Genomic DNA, 18,642 nt, shown 5'->3' with positions numbered 1-18,642 from the left:
GTCTGATTCGACGGCCGCCGGCAGATTTCTCAAAAATTCATATTGAGGTAAAAAAGATATTCTTAAATAATGAAGTGAAAAAGGAGTTTACAAGACCGGGTACAGAGAATTTCTGTAGCCTGTCTTTTTACTCGTTTATCCTTCGAGTACTATCTCAATGTTGATATCTTTGGGAACCTGGATTCTCATGAGCTGGCGAAGCGCCCTTTCATCGGCTGCGATATCGATGAGACGCTTGTGTACGCGCATCTCCCAGTGGTCCCAGGTTGCAGTTCCGTCACCGCTCGGGCTTTTTCTTGTAGGAACTACAAGCTTCTTTGTGGGAAGCGGAACAGGCCCTGAAATGTTAACTCCTGTCCTTTCCGCAATGGATTTTACCTGATTGCAGACTCCGTCCAGGTCTTTTGGACTGATGCCTGACAGTCTTATTCTAGCTTTCTGCATACCTTTTTTCTCCTTAAAAAATGGAAAAGGAGAGTGTTATTTCTGCTTAACACTCATGCACATACCGGCAGCAATGGTCATACCCATGTCACGGATAGCGAACCTGCCGAGCTGTGGAATTTCTTTTACGGGCTCGATAACCATCGGCTTTGTCGGTTTGATGGTAACGATTGCTGCATCTCCGGCCTTAAGGAAGGTCGGGTTTTCTTCCTTTGTCTGCCCGGTCTTCGGGTCCAGCTTCCTGTTGAGGGCGATCAGCTGGCATGCGATCTGGGAGGTGTGGGCGTGGAAAACAGGGGTGTATCCGGCAGTGATTGCGGACGGGTGCTGCAGAACGACAATCTGTCCTACGAACTCGTCAGCAACCTTTGGCGGGTTGTCAACATGGCCACAAACGTCTCCTCTGCGAACATCGCCTTTGCCGATACCGCGGACGTTCCATCCGATATTGTCTCCTGGGGCTGCCTGCGGAATTTCTTCGTGATGCATCTCAATGGATTTAACTTCACCGGTTGCTCCGCCTGGCATGAAGACGACCTTGTCACCCTTCTTCATGACGCCGGTTTCAACTCTGCCTACAGGCACAGTTCCGATACCTGAGATGGTATATGCATCTTCAACAGGGATCCTGAGTGGGAGAGTGGACGGTTTTTCAGGCTGTTTGAGGTTGTCGAGGGCTTGCATCATGGATACGCCCTTGTACCAGGGAGTTTTCTCACTGAGCTTGACAACGTTGTCACCGTAGAATGCAGAGGTCGGAACAAAGGGAATTTCGCTTGGCTTGAATCCGATCATTTTAAGGATACCGGAGACCTGTTCCACAACTTCCTTGAACCTGGCCTCGCTGTAGTCTACTGCATCCATCTTGTTGACTGCGACAATCAGCTGGTTAATACCGAGAGTTCTGGAAAGGAAAATGTGTTCCTTGGTCTGGGCCATTACACCATCAGGGGCTGCAACAACGAGGACAGCGGCGTCAGCCTGAGAAGCACCGGTGATCATGTTCTTAACGAAGTCACGGTGGCCAGGACAGTCTACAACTGTGAAGTAGAATTTGTCTGTGTCGAATCTCTTGTGAGCGATATCAATTGTAATACCTCTTTCACGCTCTTCCTTAAGAGAGTCCATAACCCAGGCGAAGGCGAAGGATTCCTTACCCTTCTGCTTTGCTTCTTCTCTAAACTTATCAATGATGTGTGGAGGAACAGCTCCTGCATCATACATTAAGCGTCCTACGAATGTTGATTTTCCGTGGTCAATGTGACCAATCACTGCTAAATTAAGGTGTGGTTTTTCTGCTGCCATATTATAATTCTCCTGTAATTCTGGATGAGTTTCATTCGTATATCAAATATTTACTATATTAATATTAGGGGCGGATCTCAATATTGATTCACATATTTCTATATTCTTTTGTCCGATCAATATTGTTAGTTTCCCTTTCCGGACTCCTTCCTGAACCGCCACTCTAGGAATTTCCAGTGGCCTGGACTGTTTTCCCCAATATAGGCATACCTTGTCTTAAAGCTTTCCGATTGACCGTACCCCCGAACCAATAGGGATTCTCTTCCCTTCCAGATCAGTCCGGGTACTCGTTTTCTATCCTGCCTGAGGACAGGTATAACCTTAAAAATATTAAGGAGAAGCGGAAAATTCCGCTTACATCGAAAGGTAGTCAGAAGCTTTGGGTAGTTCTTTCTTCAGGCCTTTCCTTTCTCTGATCTGGCCCACAATGTCATTCTGGATGCTGGTTGGCACAACGTCAAAGCCTCCGAACTCGGTGCTCCACATTGCACGCCCCTCGGTTGCAGATCTGATCTCGCCTGCAAATCCGAACATTTCAGCTACAGGCACTCTGGCCTCGATAATTGCCAGGTCTCCTTCCGTGGTCATATTAAGAATAATTCCACGGCGGCCCTGCAGTTCTTTTGTTGCACCACCCATCAAAAGCTGGGGCACCTGAACAAAGACCTTCTGATAAGGTTCGAGCAGGGTGTCATCTGCCATAAGCATGCCTGCCTGAATGGCCTGCCTTGAAGCAGGAATAACCTGAGCAGGACCTCTGTGGATTGCGTCTTCGTGAAGCTTGGCATCTACGAGCACACATTTCACGTTTGCTACAGGCTCCCTTGTGAGCGGGCCTGCACGCATGACTTCCTCAAACCCGTCAAGCACGAGTTCCATTGTCTCATTCAGGTACTGGATACCTTTGGTCATATCGATGAAGACGTTGGAATTGAAGATACCGGCAATGCCTTTTGCTTCTTCTTTTCCCATCCCGAGCTCAATAAGCTTCTGCCTGCGTTCAAGCTCAGGCATATTCATGCTGACCTCGCCGGCCTTGATAGCACTGACAATTTCAAGGTCAAGAGGCTCCACAAAGACATAGAACCTGTTATGCCTGTTCGGGGACTTTCCTTCAACAGGTTCGATCCTCTTCTTAATGGTTTCCCTGTAAACGACGATCGGCTTGCTCGTGGAGATTTCCACGTTCTTGTCCCTTTGAATCCTGTGGGCAATAACTTCAAGGTGAAGTTCTCCCATGCCTGCCATAAGGTGTTCCCCGGTCTCCTCGTCAAGAGTGATCTGAAGGGTCGGGTCTTCCTTTGCAACCTGTCTGAGCACCTCAATCAGTTTGGGCAGGTCTTTGGTGTGCTTGGCTTCTACAGCCACAGTCACTACAGGCTCGCTTACGTGCCTTATGCTTTCGAAGGGCGTCATGCCGTCAAGGGTTGTTACAGTCGATCCCACTATTGCTTCTTTCAGGCCGGTAACTGCGGCAATGTTTCCTGCAGGAATCTTGTCCACTTCAAGCCTTTCGGGGCCCATGAAGATACCTACCTGCTGGACTCTGCTCTTCTTTGCAGTGCCTGAGGTGTAGACTTCCATGCCGCGTGTAAGGGATCCGCTGAATAGCCTTCCCGTTGCAACTTCACCTGCGTGGGGGTCAACGGAAATGTCAGTTACCATGAATGCGAGATCTCCATCTGCATTTGCATGGGTCATGGACTTTCCGATTTCGGTGCTCTCGTCCCCATGCCAGATTGCTTTTACCCTGCCTGTCTGGGCTTCAAGCGGGTCTGGCAGGAAGTGAATAACCATGTCAAGAACAGCTTCGTGAAGGGGACATTTTTCTGCAAGAGTCTTCATGTCTCCGGCTTTGCAGTACTCGTATACGTCATTAAAAGAGACCCCGGTTTTCTTCATCATGGGCACACTGATTGCCCAGTTGTAAAGAGCTGACCCAAAAGCAACAGTTCCGGCTGCAGCATCGACTTTCCAGCCGGCTTTGAACTTTTCAGGGTTCATGTTCTTGATGAGCTTGTTCACGTGATCAATGACTTTTCCAAGACGAACCTGCATTTCCTGGGCATCGACCTGCAGCTCATTGATCAGCCTGTCGACCTTGTTAACGAAAAGTACGGGTCTGACATGTTCCCTGAGAGCCTGTCTCAACACGGTCTCGGTCTGTGGCATAGTACCTTCTACTGCATCCACGACCACAACTGCACCGTCCACAGCTCTCATGGCACGGGTAACGTCCCCACCGAAGTCAACGTGTCCGGGGGTGTCGATCAGGTTGATCAGGTAGTCTTCATTATCAAAAGTGTGAACCATGGAAACGTTAGAGGCGTCGATTGTGATACCTCTTGCCTGTTCCTCTTCATCGGAGTCCATGAATAACTGTCTGCCTGCAAGTTCCTTTGAAATCATGCCGGCGCCAGCTAACAGGTTGTCCGATAATGTAGTTTTTCCGTGGTCAATGTGCGCAACGATCCCGATATTTCTGATCTTTTTCGGTTCATTCATGAGCGTCGTTACGCGCTCGACCATCTTCTTCCTTCGTCCCATGCTAATACCTTTTTAAACAAACAAATTTAGTTATAATGACTTTTTAAATCGGGCAAGCCCGCATAAGCGGTTAGCGTGCTGCCTTTGCAACTCTTTCCTTTGCATCCTTCCTGTTAATAGAGAAGGATTTCGTATCACGGTTTGCAGCGCCAATTAATTCGGTTGCCAGACATTCTGCAACCGAGCGCTTGGATTTGAAGGCTGCGGCATTTGTTCCCATACTGATGTAGCGCAGGGCTGTGTCCACACGTCTCTGGGGGGCAGTGTCCACTGCTTTTGGCACGGAGATTCCGCCGTACTTCAGCCTTACTACTTCTTCCCTTGGGCCTGCATTGGCAATGGCATCAACAAGCACCTGGATCGGGTTCTGCTGAGTCTTCCTGTTAACGATGTCGAAAGCTTCTTCAACTGCGCGAAGGGTCGTCTGCTTCTTTCCCGTGTTTACTTCGGTTCTCATTAGGTTGTTTGCCAGGCGTTCCACAATGGAAATCTCGGATTTGTTAAACTGCTGCCTGGCATGCTTTCCGCTGCTGTGTGGAACAATAACAGGGGCAAGACCGACATAGCGCTTAATTCCGAGGTCTCTGACTTCAACTTCAGTCGGGTCCCATTTACCGAATATTTTATACAAGAAAAATCATCTCCTGGGTTTTTCCAATCTGCCGATGACCAGCTGGTTAAGGGACACGTTGTTTACGGCAATCACTTTAAAGCGTACACCCGGAATGTCACCCATAGCACCACCCATGCGGCCTCCAATCCTTTCTACGGTCACTTCATCGTGTTCATCGATGAAATTCACTGCGCCGTCCCCTGGACAGAAAGCAGTTACCTGACGCCCGTTTTTGATGAGCTGGATTCTTACGCATTTGCGGATAGCTGAGTTTGGCTGCTTGGCTTCAACTCCTACTTTTTCTAATACAATACCCCGACCCTGCGGTGCACCACCTAGCGGATCGGCTTTAACGTTCAGCCCAAGAACTCGCCTGCCGTAGTACGAATCTTTCCAGCGGGCATCTTTCCTGGTCTGTTTGAGAATATTAGCTGCATATTTTCCTTTAGCCATTGTTAATTTCTCCAAGTTAAAAATTGATCTCAGTTTTCTAGAGGCATACTTGATGCCGAATTATCCTTCAACGCCGGATTAATGGATCAACGTAAATTAAGGTAGATTACTGCAGGATCACATCTTCTATGTTATGATGGCGACGGGCAAGCATCTTTACTTTTTCAATGTTCTTCCCATTGCGGCCTATGGCAAGCCCCTTCTCTTTATTGGGTACCTCTACATAAGCTAATCGCTTGTCATTTTTGTTTATAATGTTTACCGAACTCACGGACACGGGTCCGAAGGCGTTCTTCAGGAAGGTGACAGGGTCATCTGAATATTCCACAAGTTCTATGGGTTTGTCCAGGGCTTTTTTAACGCGGTTTATATTCTCCCCATTTTTGCCTATAGCAAGTCCCATATCACCCTGTTTTACGACATATACGAGCCTTTCCTCTTCAGGGATGCAGTCGAGAATCTTGGCTCGTGTCATATTTTCAAATAACGCAATGTACTGGATGCTTTCTGCAGTAAGTCTTATTTCACCCAAGACGTTGCCAACTCCTTCTATCAAACTGTAGCTGCCAGGATATCGGATTCTCCTACATCGAGAATTGCCATGGCTGCAATCGTAAAAGGCTTACCACATACGGGCCCGAGCTCTACACTTGTGCCTTCGTATTCCAGGACAGGGACATTTGTTGCCTGAACTTTCTTTTTGATATCTTCCGGGCAGTTTGATGCCAGGACCACCATTTTTGCAGAGCCTTCTGCAGCTGCATCCATGGTCCGGTTGGCTCCAATAATTACTTTTCCTGTTTTCACAGCCTTGATAAGAGATTTATCAACATTGATCTTCATTTTCATCAACTCTGTCTCAAATGAGCTCGTCTACTCGATCTCTTTCTTAATAAAGATTTTCCAAGCTCGGTGAATATATGGTACTCTAAATACCTGATGCCTTATATTTATTTTCTGGTTATGAGCCTCGCGGACTCAAGTTTCTGCAGCAGGATTCTCTGAGTTTCATAAAGGTAATGTATGTCTCATAAAGGTAATGTATACCTGATCTGGACTGGTCTTCTATCAGGCTACACATTTAAATAATTATAGGTTGAGTTTCAGGTTTTTTGCCCTGAAACCTTCACTCTTCCTCGGCAACTTCAATTTCCTCTTTTCTTCTGCTTACAAGGTGCACATCGCCTGTACCCATCCGGATAGGCTGCCCGACAATGATATTTTCGGTAACGCCCTCCAGCTTGTCCACATCTCCGCGCATCCCTGCATCCAGCAGGTGATTTACCGTAACTTCGAAAGCTGCACGGGCAAATACACTTGCCTTTTCACCTGAAATCCCGTGCCTTCCAATCTGTTTTACTTCTCCGTCGCAGGTCATGAGATCGGCTACAAGCATAATATGCCGGATATCCACGGTAAGACCCTGTTCACGCAGGGTATCGGTTGCTTCCTTGATAAGCGCATTTCTTGCAGCTTCTACCCCGAGCACTTCATAAATTTCGTTGATATTATTTGTGCTCGTTCTTGTTCTGTCCACGCCTTCGAACTGAAGCACTTCACGCAGGGCCGAACCTTCGGTGTAGAGGGTATATTCTTCCCCTTCCTTCCGGACCACTACACGCTTGATTCCCTCTATCCCTTTTAATGTGACGTTGTGGATACTTTTTGCAAGCTGGAGGAGTTCCCTGTAAGAAGGCTCTCCCGGGGCAATGATAATCTGGTTATCTATATCCGGGGAAATGGTAACCATTACGTTCAGTTCTTCGTTGAACTTTTCCTTCACCTGGTCTATAGTAATGTTCCTGTTTTCCATTGCTTTTTCGTGAAGGTCTATTATCAGTTGCATCTGGGAAAGGTCAGTGGTCACGTCAGCAATGTGGTCGATTTTGGTCGCTTCAATTTCCCAGGCAAGAGCTCTTGTTTTTTCCCTGTTGTAAGCGTAATCTTCTGGATTCTCCTTGGAAAGGGCAATTGTCATCATAGGAGTGCTCGGGATTTTCCGGGCATCGACAATTTCGATAAGACGTGGAAGGCCGAGAGTAACGTTAATCTCAGCCACACCAGCGTAGTGGAAGGTACGCATCGTCATCTGGGTACCCGGCTCCCCTATGGACTGGGCTGCAATCACACCGGCGGCATCACAGGGCTCAATGCATGAGATCTGATACTCTTCCATTACCGTTTCTATAATCTCTTCCATTTCCTTCTTGCTTACTCCGGCTTTAATGACATCTTCCCTGAGAGCGTTAAGGATATTCGAAGGAAGAGGCAGATCTTTTATCATGCTATCGATTGTAGCTTCACTAATACTCATCAAGCCACCTCCTTGTTTACTACCGAACGCACAATCCTGTGGATAGTATCGGGTTTACTGAAATCACTTTTTGTGGGGTTAATCCCATCTTCCCCGAATTTGAACTGTACGAGCACCCCTCTGGTGTCCCTGACTGTAAGGTCATACTGGACTTCCAGATCCTGAAGAGCGTTGACAAGCCTTCTCTGCAGGTACCCTGATTGCGATGTCCTGACCGCAGTGTCCACAAGACCTTCCCTACCACCGATTGCGTGGAAGAAATATTCCGTCGGATTGAGCCCGCTCTTGTAACTTGCCTTCACGAACCCGTGGGCATCCGAACCAAGGTCGCCTTCTTCGAAATGGGGCAGTGTCCTGCCTGCATATCCTCTGCGGATGCGTTCACCACGCACGGCCTGCTGGCCGACACAGGCTGCCATCTGAGTTAGGTTCAGGATGGAACCTCTGGCTCCGGAACGAGCCATGATAACTGCCGAGTTTTCAAGCCCCATGTGACTGTCTGCAATTCCCCCGGTCTCGTCTCTGGCCTTCCCGAGTTTCTGCATGATGCTCATTTCAATAGTCTCATCAAGAGTTCTTCCGGGGAGAGGTTCAAGCTCTTTATTCTGGTAGGATTTGATGAGGTTCTGCACGGCGTCTTCTGCCTTGCCGAGAACCTCATTGATCTGGATCCTGGCTTCTTTCGGGATATCTTCGTCAGCTATTCCGAAACTCAGGCCTGTCCGCATTATCGCCCGAATTGCAAGCTTGGTCATGTCGTCTATGAAGTTGGCTCCAGCTGCAGGTCCTATTTCCTTGGTAATACGGTCCTGGATCTTTCCTTTGAATGCCCCTATGGCAGCTTCGTCTATCGTGCCCATAATGAGTATTCCGTCCCGGATTACCACATACGCATCGTTCGGGCACTCTTCTTTCTTACAGGTGTCACAGTGCGAGCAAACCTGGGCTGAAAATTGTGTATTCAGGTCCTGGGGCAGGATCTGGCTGAAAATCTGTTTTCCTGTCCAGTAGGGCTTTCCATCGGGATCGTACCCTGCAGGCTCAGGCAGGTCACGGGCACTGCTCTTCCGGAGCATGTCATAAGCATCATGGCTGGAGATGTGGTTTTCGAAACGTGTCAGCAGGAAAAGCCCGGAAATATGGTCGTGAATCCCGCCTATAATGGGACCCCCGAAACGCGGGGAAAGAATATTTTCCTGAACCTGCATGAGGATCTTTGCCTCAGCCCTTGACTCTTCGGTCTGAAGGGCGTGCATATTCATCTCGTCCCCGTCGAAGTCAGCGTTGTATGGAGGACATACCGCAGGGTTAAGCCTGAAGGTCTTATTCGGGAGCACCTTTACAGAGTGAGCCATAATACTCATCTTGTGCAGAGAGGGCTGCCTGTTAAATAGCACGGTATCTCCATCCTTCAACTGGCGTTCTACTACCCAGCCGAACTCCAGTTTCTCGGCAAGGTCGTCCTTATTTAAATTAGTAACTTTTATACGTCTGCCGTCAGAACGCAGCACATAATTTGCTCCGGGATGAATATCCTCTCCATTGCGCACGTAAATCTTGAGCTGCTCTATATTCCTTGGTGTTACCACGGACGGCATTGTCAGGATTCGTGCAATGGGCATAGGAACCCCTACCTCGTTAATGCTCAGGTTAGGGTCCGGAGAGATTACTGTACGGGCGGAGAAGTTAACACGTTTACCCGACAGGCTTCCTCTGAAACGTCCTTCTTTACCCTTCAAGCGCTGGGAAAGAGTTTTCAAGGGTCTGCCTGACCTGTGCCTTGCAGGAGGTATCCCTGAGACGGAGTTGTCAAAGAATGTTGTAACGTGATACTGAAGGAGTTCCCAGAGGTCCTCAATAATGAGCTGAGGGGCGCCAGCTTCCCTGTTTTCCTGGAAGCGCTGGTTAATCCTGATGATATCTACCAGCTTGTGGGTCAGGTCATCTTCACTGCGCTGCCCGGATTCAAGGGTAATTGAAGGACGAACCGTGACAGGGGGTACGGGCAGGACTGTAAGGATCATCCACTCGGGCCTTGCATTCTTGGGGTCCATCCCGATAACCCGGATATCGTCATCAGGAATGTTCTCGAAACGATCCCTGATCTCGGTAGGGGTCAGCTTCTCCCCGTTTTCAAGATATTCACTGGGTTTTTCAAATTTAATTTCAAGCTGTTCCTCATTGCAGTAGGGACAGGTCTTTACTTTGCTGGCTTCCTTATATGCCTCGTTAATCAGGTCATCGGGCATATGTCCGATTTCCTCAATGCCTGTAAGCTGATCCAGGAAGTGCTGTTTCTGTGCAGGTTCAAGCAGGATCTTGCTGCATTTCCTGCAGGTTGCCCTGAGGAGTTTCCGGATAACTTTGTTGAAACCAACGTGGACTACCGGGGCGACAAGTTCGATGTGCCCGAAGTGCCCGGGACACTCGCCTGCCCGACCTGAACAGGTCTTGCAGCGAAGCCCTGGGTCAATAACCCCGAGTTTTGTGTCCATAAGCCCCATGTCAATTGGAAATCCGTCGTCATCGTAAGTGTCGGCCGTGATAATAGGCGTTGAACTCATCTTACGGATCTCTTTTGGGGACATTAAGCCGAATTTAATAGAAGAAATTCTTTTCGGAATAGGAGGTACATTTGCCATTTTCCACCTCACACCGCATCTTCAAGATTAAGCCTGGGAGCAACTCCCAGGGATTTGATTTCGTCCAGCAACAGCTTGAATGCGTAGCTCATTTCCACCGGATATATATCCGTATCAGCCCCACAGGCAGAACAGAAAGAGACGTTTCGCTGCTTGTCATATGTTGCAATCATTCCGCAGTGAGAACAGACAAGTTCCACTACTTTATCCGACTCGTCCAGCAGCCTCTCTTTTAAGGACATGGCAGCTCCGTGCCCTACCAGCACATCACGCTCCATTTCTCCGAATCTGAGACCACCTTCTCTGGCTCGGCCTTCGGTTGGCTGGCGGGTAAGCACCTGTACAGGCCCGCGCGATCTGGCGTGCATCTTTGAAGTGACCATGTGGTGCAGTTTCTGGTAAAGAATAACCCCGATAAAGACATCTGCAGGAATCATCCTGCCCGTCGCTCCGTCGTAGAAAACCTCTTTTCCGGTATGGGCAAATCCGTGCTTTTTCAGGGCTTCTCTGAGGTCATCTTCTTTTTCCCCGGAGAAAGCTGTTGCATTAACTCTTCGGCCTTCCATGGAACCTACTTTCCCGCCAATCATTTCCAGCACGTGACCTACAGTCATACGGGAAGGAATTGCATGCGGGTTAATCATGAGGTCCGGACTCAGGCCGGATTCCGTAAACGGCATATCGGCAATCGGGACTTTAAGGCCGATAACCCCTTTTTGCCCGTGCCTTGAGGCGAACTTGTCTCCGATGTCAGGGATCCTTTCGTCTCTGACCTTTACCTTGGCAAGCCGGGTCCCGTTAATGGATTCGGTCAGGATAACCGTATCAACAATTCCGGTTTCATTGGACCGCATGGTGACCGAGCTTTCTCTCCTCTGCTCAACTGCAATCCCGAAGTCCGACGGTTCTTCAAGGAACCTGGGAGGACTGGTCTTTCCGATCAGTACGTCATTAGGGCCGACCGGGGTTTCGGGGTTTACAAGCCCGTCAATATCCAGGTTCGCATAGGCTTCTGCGCTGCGAGCTCCACGGTACTCGGAATCGGGAATTTCGAACTTATCTTCCTGTCCGCCCGGATACCTTCTTTCTTCGCCTTCGAAAGTCCTGAGGAAGTGACTTCTCCCGAGACCTCTATCAATTGAACCTTTATTGAAAATCAGGGCGTCTTCAATATTATACCCTTCATAGGACAGGACTGCAACGACAAAGTTCTGGCCTGCGGGCCTGTCATCAAAACCTATTGCTTCTGAGGTTCTGGTCTTGGTAAGTGCCCTCTGAGGATAGTGAAGGACATGGGCGCGAGTATCAGGCCTGAGTTTCTGGTTTGCGGTTGCAACTCCTATACACTGCTTGATCATGGCTGCACCCATGGTGTTACGCGGAGATGCATTATGTTCCGGATAAGGAACCATTCCCGTGGAAATTCCGAGAATAAGTTCGGGATCGATCTCCATATGTGTGTGCCTGGGGCCAATGTCAGCCTCGTAGATTGCAATGTAGGCGTTTTCCTCTTCTTCGGCATCGAGATACTCTACACAGCCTTCCTTTACAAGGTCGTCAAAATTGATTTCCTTGTTCTTAATTTTCTCTACGTGCTCAGGAGTTACCTTTAGAGCTCCGTTCTCCACAACTAAAAGGGGCCTTCTTGCTCTGCCCATATCGGAGTTTATAATTACTTCTCTGGTGTTGTCGTTAAGAGCGACATTGACCTGTCTGGATATGAACCCCTGCCGCCTCATCTTTCGTAGCTCGTCTACAAGCGCTGCAGGGTTGTCATGGGTCCCGACAAGCTCCCCGTTTATGAATACTTTTGCTTTAGTCATCTAATCGACCCCTCAATCACCGAACATTGATCCGGCATCATCCATATCTGAATAATCGTAGAACTCTTCATCTTTGTATTTGGTTTCGGGTTCCGCAGGTTCTTCAAACTCTTCCACAATCTCTTCCCCGAACTCGTCAAGTAAGGTTTCCTTCAGCTTGGCCGGGAGTTCCGGTACCTTTACAACTACACGCTCGACGTTCAGGTCATGGAGTATTTTCTTCATGCTGTCGGTCTCTTCTATACCTGTGGAAAGCTCAACCATCTCGGCAAAGTTTTTCACAAGGCCACAGTTCGGGCCTTCAGGGGTTTCCGAAGGACAGAGCCTTCCCCACTGGGTTGCATGCAGGTCTCTGGCCTCGAAGTGAGGCTGGGCTCGGGAAAGGGGAGAAATTACACGGCGCAGATGGGAGAGTGTGGAAATATAGTCATTCCTATCAAGGAGCTGAGATACACCTGTTCTTCCTCCGACCCAGTTTCCGGTTGCCAGTGGGTGTTGCAGGCGGTCAGTCAACACATCTGCCCTGACTATTGTGGCGACGTTCAGTTCCCTGTTCCTCATGTTTGCGCGCTCGAGCTGGTATTTTATATCTCTTGCAAGCCTGTTGAAAGATACCCTGAAGAGGTCTTCCATCAGGTCTCCTGCGAGTTTCAGCCTTTTGTTTGCATAGTGGTCTTTGTCGTCTTCCGAACGCTTGCCAAGGGCCAGCTCGAAACAGGATTCAGCCATTCTTGCCAGGAAGTGAGCCTTGGAGACCCGGTCTCTCATATCGTTTCCAAGATGCGGGAACAGGTATCTGTCAATAACATAGTTTGCTCTTTTTATCTGGTATTCCTTAGCCTGGCCTGCAGCTACCCGAGCCCCGATTTTCTCAATTGCTTCTTCCTGGGTTTCGACCTCGGCTTCTTCCAGGTTTTCCAGCATGAACTTGATAATTTCGGGATCACTTGAAACTGCATTTACAATATCTTCGTCAGTTACAATCCCAAGAGCTCTCATCAGGGTAATGAAGAATACTCTGCCTGAGATCGAAGGGAAGGAAACCTCGAGCAGGGACTTTCTTCCTCTTTCTACGATTACGAGAGCCCTGTATCCGCGTTTCTGGGAGAAAACCTTTGCAACCTCTATAGTATCGCCGTACCTCTCGCCATACTCTACAAGAATTTTGTTAGGAGCGAGGTCTTCAAGGGTCATAACTACCCTTTCGGTACCGCCGATAATGAAATATCCCCCGGGATCAAGAGGATCTTCCCCATAGCGAACTTTTTCAGTTTCGCTAAGCCCGGGAAGGTTACAGATCTTGGATTTGACCATGATCGGAAGCTGCCCGATTTTCGCTTCCATTACCTCGGACTCAACCCCTTCTTTTACCACGCTCATTTCGAGGTATAGAGGGCCTGAGTACGAGAGGTTCCTGAGCCTTGCCTCGTTGGGATAAAGTTTTTCGATTGCCCCGTCTGCTTCCTTTACCACAGGATGTTCTACCCGGATCTTTCCGAGTTTAAGGTAAGTATCCTCGATATCGGTTTCTATTATTCTCTGTTCATCTATGATTTTTTGCAGCCCGTAATCTATAAACTTGTTAAATGAGTCTATATGGTGCTGCACGATCTTATCCCGTGTAAAATAAGCCTGCGACAGTGTACTGGTTTCTAACGCGATGATAGCACCCTCTTTGCTTTGTTAAAATGAAAATCAAGAAATTATGATCTTCAGATCGGTGTGCAGTTATTGAATTTTTCCGTACGATGGTGCATGGAATTCAAAAGACATTCCGTGAAGAAAACATGGTCATGCAAGCGGTTTACTCCCCTCCGCTTACTCGATCACAAGTCTGTAATAATCTGCCTCCCCTGCAGTTTGACTTTTTCTTGTGATTTTCACTACGTCTCCGACAACGGCTCCTATTTCTTTAGTAACAGGATCCTGCACTTTGATTTTCGGAAGTTGTTCCTTTTCAATGGAATACTTGCTTAAAACAGACTTTAACTCGCCCTCAGACATTATTTCATGTTTAGGGACCGACTCATGGTCGAGCAGGCTGAATTTTGTCAAATCCTTTCCTCCAAAAATAAAGTATTCAAAAAACTTGGTTAAACTTTCCCGCGAATGGCCTTTCCGCCGGGTATAATAAAGAACATGGCGGGCCCGTAGGGATTTGAACCCTAGGCCGACTGGTTAAAAGCCAGTCGCTCTGCCTGACTGAGCTACGGGCCCAGTTGCTTTTTCTCCATCTTTACTTCTTTACACCACGGTGATTTTTTCATGCCACCCTGCTGCCCCGCTGCCTCAGGGAGCACCTCTTACACCGGTGCAACCCTCTAATTATAGCTATTCTATAAATAGTTTATGGTGAGATCCTTTTTTCTCCCTGGATTCCTGTAAATTTAGGCTAAATTTCTTTCTTACGTGCAGGATTTTTAGAGAATTTTTCCCGATTTTGCTGGAAAGATATATGTACGAGAATTTCACTTTTTTAAAAGTAAGGCCAAAATATAATTTATCTCTCCATATATCCGGGTAAACGGAGACTTTTGCCCCGATTCTAAATAACGTCCCGATTTCCCGTCAGTCACCCTCTCCAAAAATAAAGCATTAAAATCCAGAATCTCATTTAATAGGTACCTGATCTATTCTATAAGGTACCTGATCTATTCTATACTATAATATACTATAAATCACTTAATCGATAGATTACTTAATCGATAGATTACTTAATCAATAGATCACTTAATCGATAGATCACTTAATCGATAGATTACTTAATCCAATATTTAACAAATTACTTAACCAGAATAAGGTTAGAAATGCTAAAACTTTCTTGAAACTTAAGAGGCTCCTGAAAAGGCTCCTGAAAAGTTTTTACTGATTTTCCGCGACTGTAAGTTTTATAACAAATTCAGTTCCGAAGTCCCTTTTCAACTCAAGTTCGCCATCTAACTGGTCTACCAGAATAGTTACCAGCTGTGTTCCAAGTGTGTCGGAGTTTTCCAGATCAATCTCTTCAGGAATACCCGCCCCGCTATCCGAAACTGTCAGAATATACCTGCTCTTGTAAGCTTCATTTTTGCCTCCGATTTCGCCGTTTCCAGTTTTTCCTTTTTCTTCTTTGCACAGATTAATCCGGATCTCTCCTGTTTTCCCTCCCGGAAAGGCGTGTTTGAAGGAGTTTGAAACAAGCTCGTTAACAATCATACCCAGAGGCACTGCAGTATCCATGCCAAAAAAAACGTCCTCTTCAAGATTCAGGTTCAAGCTAATATCGGGATTCCCAAACCTGTATGTCTCGAAAAGGTTTTCAACGAGTTTCTGCAGGTACTGAGAAAAGTTCAGGGTATCGGCCCCTTCGCCTTCATGCAGTTCCTCGTGGATCAGGGCAATAGATATTACTCTATCCTGACTTTCCCTGAAGGCTTCAAGGACTTCGAAATCTTCAGCGTGTTTCCTGTTTTTGAATTTTTCAGCCTGGAGGTCAAGCAAGGATGAAATTACCTGCAGGTTATTCTTGATCCTGTGGTGAATTTCTTTTTTACGGGCAGTTATAGCATTCAAAAAGGCTTCTTCGGCTTCTTTTTTCTCGGTAATATCCTGGACTGTCCCTCTCACCCGGACAGGAATTTGTTTTTCATTAAAAATAACTTCGGCCTGTATATGGATTACGCGCTGTCTTCCATCAGCTAAGACAATTCGACAATCAATAGCATCGAGCTTTCTTCCATCTAAAGCTCTTTTAAAGGCATTATCCATTCGGGCTCGATCGTCGGGATGCACAAAGTTTAAAAATGCATCGTAAGTAGGGTGGAATTTTTCAGGATCAAGCCCGAAAATCCGATACATTTCATCCGAACAATATTTTTTATCAGTTATAATATTCCAGTCCCAGTTTCCAATGTGAGCCATTTTTTGAGCTTCAGAAAGCCTTCTGTCGTTTTCTATTAATGAGTCATAAGCTTCGTTAAGTTCAGCTGTACGCTCCTTAACTTTTTCTTCTAAACTATCATGGGCTCTTCGGAGAGCCTTTTCTATCTTTTTGCTCTCGGTAATATCGAGAACAAAAGCTATACACTCCTGTCTTGCCTCATCGATTGTGGCCGCCCCGAGAATAACGGGCACTCGCGAACCGTCTTTGCGAATAAATTCCTTTTCATAAGGTGTAGCCACGCCGGTATCTTTCAGTTTCTCGATGATATACTTATCCAGGGCACGGTATTCCGGAGGTGTCATCTGCTCCCAGTTTACCTTTCCGGCCTGCACGTCCTCGCGCGTGTACCCTACCAGCTTCAGGAACCTGTCATTGGCATCGGTAATCTGACCTTCAAGGGTAAAGTAAATCACGCCTATCAGGCCTGATTCGTATAGCCTTCGCAGGCGCATCTCGCTGTTCCGCAGGGATTCTTCAGCCTTCTTGCGTTCGGTAATATCGATAAATGTGCCAACACTGCCACGCACATGACCATCTGCATCGTGGAGCGGGCTGGCTGACCCCATAAGTCCCCGCCATTCCCCGCTTGGCAACAGCACATCAAATTCCGCGTTGCGCACATCTATATCCTTCAAAGTAGCCTCTTGCATGGGCAGTTCATCTGCTGTCAACTCGCGGCCCTTGTGGAAGAAACGCCGCACAGGTGTCACGTTCGCCGAGACATTTTCTCCGAATTTGGCCTCATAGATTTCGTTGGCCATCTGGTTGCCAGTGATATTATGGCATTGAGGGTCGTGGCCAATCCAGATAGCAACAGGCGCCACTTCCATCACGGTTTCAATTTCTTCGGCTCGCTGGCGAGTTTGCTCTTCCAATTGTTTGCGCTCGGTGATGTCCTGAACAATGCCCACCATCCGGCTCCCGCTTCCGGTAGCATCCGCACGGTGCCGCCCGGCTGCCCAGATCCACCGAACCTCACCGTCCACACGCCGAATTTGACACTCGAAATTCCAGTTGCTGCATGTGGTCATGGCCTTGCGGAACTTTGCATCAACCATCGCACGGTCTTCAGGCAGCACGTGATCGAGGAACATCTCGTAGGTCCACTCCGGGAGAAGTTGATCGTAGCCGAAGATGCGGTCGTGCTCGAGTGACCGAAAGGCGGTATGATTCACAAGGTCAAGGTCCCACGCCCCGGCGTGGATGGTTTCGAGCGCAAAGCGCAACCGTTCCTCACTCTCGAGGAGTGCCTCTTCGGCCCGCTTACGTTTTGTTATGTCGCGGGCAATGTGAATGCATCCTGTGAGCTTTCCTTCGGAATCATGCAGTGGCGAGACACTCACTATGAAATCGCCACCCAGGCTGTCTTCGTGAACTTCTCTGGTATGCTCAAGCCCATTTTCAAGCATCTGACGGTGTGGGCAAGAACAGGGGGGACTGTCTGTTCCATGGACAACACGATAACAGACTAAGCCTGCACACTCTTCCGGCGTCACCCCCAATCTTGCCGCCATTGCCCGGTTTGCACGAACAATTCGATACTCGTCATCTATTATAGCTATCAGGTCTGGCACGGCATCAAAAGTATACTCCCAGTTTTTCGTGGCCTGAACAGCCGCTGCTTCAGCCATCTTGCGTTTGGAGCTTTCTATGCTTTTCCACTTTCCTTCTTTTTTGATCAAAGCGAACTGGTGATTTACGACTACATCGATTATCTCGGCTGCGTTATGCCTATCGAGAAAATAGGTGCATAGATTTATCATCCTGTAAGTATCCATGGATTTGTCTGTCTGTTCCTTAAATTCGATGAAATTATTCCAGCTTTCTTCGCTCAGCCAGGTAGTGTTCCCGCTAAGCCTCATGCCATCGAAACCATTGTCCAGAGCATGATTGAGCTTTTCAAACCGGCTGCTGGATACCCTCTTCGGATCGAAAATCCCGTCGGTAACAAACCAGTCAGTGTAAGGGATAATTTCTATCTGCCCTTTCTCAAGATAAGTATTAAAATCAGGTATGGATTTTCTCAGGGCATCTTTTGCATCTTCGACTTCCACGGGTTCTGACGTGACCCAGAGGCAGAATTCATTGTTATCCAGCCCTGCTTTAAAGTAGGTAATCAGAATCTCCATCAGTTCTTTTTTTGTCTGGTAGAATTGACAGATATGCGTTCCCCAGGGCACATCCCCAATAATGTCAATACCAGATCTCCTCAGCTCTTTTTCCATTCCCTGCCTTCTCGTGCTTATTCCAATGCCATTCAATATTCAAAAGTATGTTCTGTAATAAGTTACAGCTATAATTTTAAAGTTACTCCAGGTTTCTTATGTCGATGTCACTCATATCGTCTTTCAATAAAAATAAACCTGGATATCTTCAGAAATATCCGTGAATTTATTCGAAATATCTGTGAATTTATTAATTATTTAGATTAACTGGATATCTCTTCAAAAATACCCGGACCTCTATTGATCTCTTAAATATGAGTTGCTGGTTTATAAAATTTCTTTATAAGCATCGAATTATTTATCATTTATCTTAAAATATTAAAAATCAGGTACAGTAAATTTACTATCTTTCTC

13 protein-coding genes and 1 tRNA gene are annotated in these 18,642 nt (G+C 47.4%); all 14 read right to left on the bottom strand.

Annotated elements, in window-relative coordinates; genetic code table 11:
• Positions 1-135: 135 nt before the first annotated feature.
• The 14 genes from rpsJ to ACPK8D_RS04605 all read right to left on the bottom strand — a co-directional run bounded on the left by rpsJ (position 136) and on the right by ACPK8D_RS04605 (position 18,288).
• Positions 136-444, bottom strand: a complete 309-nt coding sequence (gene rpsJ, locus ACPK8D_RS04670; RefSeq protein WP_011021276.1) for a 30S ribosomal protein S10 — start codon at positions 442-444, stop codon at positions 136-138.
• A 36-nt stretch (positions 445-480) separates the two neighbouring features.
• Positions 481-1,749: a translation elongation factor EF-1 subunit alpha gene (tuf, locus tag ACPK8D_RS04665; protein WP_424716686.1), complete on the bottom strand. Its 1,269-nt coding sequence runs from the start codon at positions 1,747-1,749 to the stop codon at positions 481-483.
• A 354-nt stretch (positions 1,750-2,103) separates the two neighbouring features.
• Complete coding sequence (locus tag ACPK8D_RS04660) at positions 2,104-4,296, bottom strand: elongation factor EF-2 (protein ID WP_424716685.1); 2,193 nt, start codon at positions 4,294-4,296, stop codon at positions 2,104-2,106.
• Positions 4,297-4,366: 70 nt separating this feature from the next.
• Positions 4,367-4,927 (bottom strand): 30S ribosomal protein S7, encoded by a 561-nt coding sequence (locus tag ACPK8D_RS04655; protein ID WP_424716684.1) that lies wholly within the window; start codon positions 4,925-4,927, stop codon positions 4,367-4,369.
• Positions 4,928-4,933: 6 nt separating this feature from the next.
• Positions 4,934-5,362, bottom strand: coding sequence for a 30S ribosomal protein S12 (locus ACPK8D_RS04650; protein WP_424716683.1), 429 nt, complete (start codon positions 5,360-5,362; stop codon positions 4,934-4,936).
• 106 nt (positions 5,363-5,468) lie between these two features.
• A complete protein-coding gene (locus tag ACPK8D_RS04645; RefSeq protein WP_424716682.1) occupies positions 5,469-5,894 on the bottom strand; it encodes a NusA-like transcription termination signal-binding factor in 426 nt (141 codons plus the stop codon).
• A 20-nt stretch (positions 5,895-5,914) separates the two neighbouring features.
• Positions 5,915-6,211: a 50S ribosomal protein L30e gene (locus ACPK8D_RS04640; RefSeq protein WP_424716681.1), complete on the bottom strand. Its 297-nt coding sequence runs from the start codon at positions 6,209-6,211 to the stop codon at positions 5,915-5,917.
• Between the two features lie 277 nt (positions 6,212-6,488).
• On the bottom strand, positions 6,489-7,646 hold the full coding sequence (gene rpoA2 / locus ACPK8D_RS04635; protein ID WP_424716751.1) for a DNA-directed RNA polymerase subunit A'': 1,158 nt from the start codon (positions 7,644-7,646) through the stop codon (positions 6,489-6,491).
• A gap of 29 nt (positions 7,647-7,675) precedes the next feature.
• Positions 7,676-10,318 (bottom strand): DNA-directed RNA polymerase subunit A', encoded by a 2,643-nt coding sequence (locus ACPK8D_RS04630; RefSeq protein ID WP_424716680.1) that lies wholly within the window; start codon positions 10,316-10,318, stop codon positions 7,676-7,678.
• Positions 10,319-10,326: 8 nt separating this feature from the next.
• A complete protein-coding gene (gene rpoB / locus ACPK8D_RS04625) occupies positions 10,327-12,141 on the bottom strand; it encodes a DNA-directed RNA polymerase subunit B (protein WP_424716679.1) in 1,815 nt (604 codons plus the stop codon).
• Positions 12,142-12,153: 12 nt separating this feature from the next.
• Positions 12,154-13,749, bottom strand: coding sequence for a DNA-directed RNA polymerase subunit B'' (locus ACPK8D_RS04620; protein ID WP_424716678.1), 1,596 nt, complete (start codon positions 13,747-13,749; stop codon positions 12,154-12,156).
• Positions 13,750-13,959: 210 nt separating this feature from the next.
• A complete protein-coding gene (locus ACPK8D_RS04615; protein ID WP_424716677.1) occupies positions 13,960-14,196 on the bottom strand; it encodes a DNA-directed RNA polymerase subunit H in 237 nt (78 codons plus the stop codon).
• A gap of 85 nt (positions 14,197-14,281) precedes the next feature.
• Positions 14,282-14,358, bottom strand: a tRNA-Lys gene (locus ACPK8D_RS04610).
• A 645-nt stretch (positions 14,359-15,003) separates the two neighbouring features.
• Positions 15,004-18,288, bottom strand: a complete 3,285-nt coding sequence (locus ACPK8D_RS04605; protein ID WP_424716676.1) for a PAS domain S-box protein — start codon at positions 18,286-18,288, stop codon at positions 15,004-15,006.
• Positions 18,289-18,642 lie beyond the last annotated feature (354 nt).

It is taken from the genome of Methanosarcina sp. (genome assembly GCF_049706645.1).
Lineage (GTDB): Archaea > Halobacteriota > Methanosarcinia > Methanosarcinales > Methanosarcinaceae > Methanosarcina.
The sequence above is the reverse complement of the archived record's forward strand: the minus strand, read 5'-3'. Positions and strand labels throughout refer to the sequence as shown.

What these genes read in the sequence shown, in the direction of transcription:
- ACPK8D_RS04630 (WP_424716680.1), bottom strand. Translation starts at nt 10,318, where the DNA reads ATGGCAAATGTACCTCCTATTCCGAAAAGAATTTCTTCTATTAAATTC.
- rpoA2 (WP_424716751.1), bottom strand. Translation starts at nt 7,646, where the DNA reads ATGATAAAAGATCTGCCTCTTCCTTCGAATATCCTTAACGCTCTCAGG.
- ACPK8D_RS04660 (WP_424716685.1), bottom strand. Translation starts at nt 4,296, where the DNA reads ATGGGACGAAGGAAGAAGATGGTCGAGCGCGTAACGACGCTCATGAAT.
- ACPK8D_RS04640 (WP_424716681.1), bottom strand. Translation starts at nt 6,211, where the DNA reads ATGAAAATGAAGATCAATGTTGATAAATCTCTTATCAAGGCTGTGAAA.
- tuf (WP_424716686.1), bottom strand. Translation starts at nt 1,749, where the DNA reads ATGGCAGCAGAAAAACCACACCTTAATTTAGCAGTGATTGGTCACATT.
- ACPK8D_RS04605 (WP_424716676.1), bottom strand. Translation starts at nt 18,288, where the DNA reads ATGGAAAAAGAGCTGAGGAGATCTGGTATTGACATTATTGGGGATGTG.
- rpoB (WP_424716679.1), bottom strand. Translation starts at nt 12,141, where the DNA reads ATGACTAAAGCAAAAGTATTCATAAACGGGGAGCTTGTCGGGACCCAT.
- rpsJ (WP_011021276.1), bottom strand. Translation starts at nt 444, where the DNA reads ATGCAGAAAGCTAGAATAAGACTGTCAGGCATCAGTCCAAAAGACCTG.
- ACPK8D_RS04650 (WP_424716683.1), bottom strand. Translation starts at nt 5,362, where the DNA reads ATGGCTAAAGGAAAATATGCAGCTAATATTCTCAAACAGACCAGGAAA.